The following is a 1,841-nucleotide window of genomic DNA, read 5'->3' as shown; positions in this document are numbered from 1 at the left end:
CGCCACAACCTTGCAACGAAAACAGGCCGGAACTAAGCAGCGACACGCTACTAGTGCCGCGTCAGGCAACGTTTGCCCTTGTTGACGATCTCGCGTAGCCGTTCGTCGGCGGCGTGCTTGTTTCGCCAGATGATGTAGCGGCGGATCATGCTGGACTGCTCGCGATGAGAGGCATGGTCGGTGCCATCGAGCGCGAATTAGCGCAGCGCAGTGAACTGTGCCTCGATCCGGTCCAACCACGAACTGTTCGTCGGGGTATACGCGATCTCCACATTGTTCGCCTCCGCCCAGTTGGCGACCCGACGGCACTTCTTCGTGGTCAGGTGCGGCGAGAAGTTGTCACACACGATCGCCAAACGCACACCGATCGGGTAAAGACTGCGCAGGTACAGGCAGAATTCGAGAAACGTCGTGCGGTTCTTGGTGGTCTTGACGTGCCCGTACAGCTTGCCCGTGGCCAAATCGTAGGCGACGAACAGATGCCGCACACCGTGCGGTCGGGTGTAGGTGGCGCGCCGCCGGCGACGCAGCTGCCGGTCCGGATCGTTGTGCCTGCCGCCGCGTTCGGCCCACTGCCGCCCCGGATGCCGGCTGCAGGTTCAACGGGCCGAACTCGTCGACGCAGAACACCACCTCCGGCTCACCGGGCTCGGGCACGACCTCCCGGTCGGCGATCGCATACAGGTGCACGGGCGCGTGCCTCAACGAGGGTAGGCCCGTCCTGGAAACGCATCGTGGTCGCTCGCATCCCTCGCAACGGGCGTCCAGGTCCGCGATGGTATTCGAATAGGTTGCACTGTCACGGCCCCTCGAGACACGTGCGGTGTCCAGACCGTGGCGTGCGCCAATCCCACCAACAGTAGCGTCATGGTCCGATACCGGTGGCGACGCAGCCGTTCCATTTACCCACCAGAATTCTGGATTCTCGTGTTGCGGATCAGAATCGCTGCCCCCAATTCACCGTTGACGAAGCCTTGTCACTCCACCCGAACTCCGCCAAGTAGTAGTATGTTCGGCCAGCGCGAAGATACAGTTGAGACGCCGTGGGCTGGTAGCCGGGGTGCTCGTACAGGGAGATATCCCACCGACACCAGTCCACCGATGAGATGATGTCGTTCCAATCCCCGAGGTGGAAAATGCCCCTTGGTACCCGCCTCAGATCGCGCCATGCCCGACCAGGACCATTCTGCAGCCAGTCGCCGCCTTTGTAGGCGTTCTCAAAATAGTAGGAGAGTGCAGGCAGTGAGTCCGGATTCGTCGTGCCGATGTCACCCGCGGCACGATCCGAGTTGCTCGGAAAGCTGGCGTGCGGCTCCCACGGTGTGTTCGCCAGATGCTCGAACATACCCGCCGGTGAAGTGAAGCTATGTAGAACAGGATCTCCTTTGGAGTCAATACCAGGTGTGGAATAGAGCGGTCGCCCGTCAAGTTCCGTAATCACTGCTGGGTCGTGACTCTCGCCATCGATGGTTAGGTTCATCTCCGGTGGCGTGTGCGGCTTGGGTGCTACGGCTTCGTCGAGCTGGCGGGCACCGCTAGCTACGAAGCTAAGTCGGTCCTCGACGAAAAGTTGGGTCTCTCGTTTGGCCGTGTATTTCTCGACGAGCGCTTCAATGGACGTGACGCCAGCTTCGGTCAGTGTCTGTTTGAGAGCGGCTCCATCCACGATATGCGGGGACAGCGGCTGTGGTACTGCGAGGTTCATGACGGGTTCACTTTCGTCTGTGTTGCAGTGAGGCATTTCTTGAAGACCACTACGATGATCCAGCCCTGTCGACTGGTGCGGCTAGGAGCCCGCTGATTTATCGAGGCGGTGGGGGTTGACGGTGCGGGAGAATGCT

General features: G+C 60.7%; 2 protein-coding genes. Both read right to left on the bottom strand.

Going from position 1 to position 1,841, the window contains the following annotated elements; all coding sequences use genetic code 11:
• Window positions 1-197: 197 nt before the first annotated feature.
• Window positions 198-488: a transposase gene (locus P3H15_RS53730; protein WP_276144781.1), complete on the bottom strand. Its 291-nt coding sequence runs from the start codon at window positions 486-488 to the stop codon at window positions 198-200.
• A gap of 449 nt (window positions 489-937) precedes the next feature.
• Window positions 938-1,705 carry a hypothetical protein gene (locus P3H15_RS53725; RefSeq protein ID WP_276144780.1) on the bottom strand — a complete coding sequence of 256 codons (768 nt, stop codon included), beginning with the start codon at window positions 1,703-1,705 and terminating at the stop codon, window positions 938-940.
• Window positions 1,706-1,841: the final 136 nt, after the last annotated feature.

The organism is Rhodococcus sp. T2V, assembly GCF_029269925.1.
Lineage (GTDB): Bacteria > Actinomycetota > Actinomycetes > Mycobacteriales > Mycobacteriaceae > Rhodococcus_F > Rhodococcus_F koreensis.
Note: the sequence above shows the minus strand (reverse complement) of the source record. Positions and strands in the feature narration are given on the sequence as shown.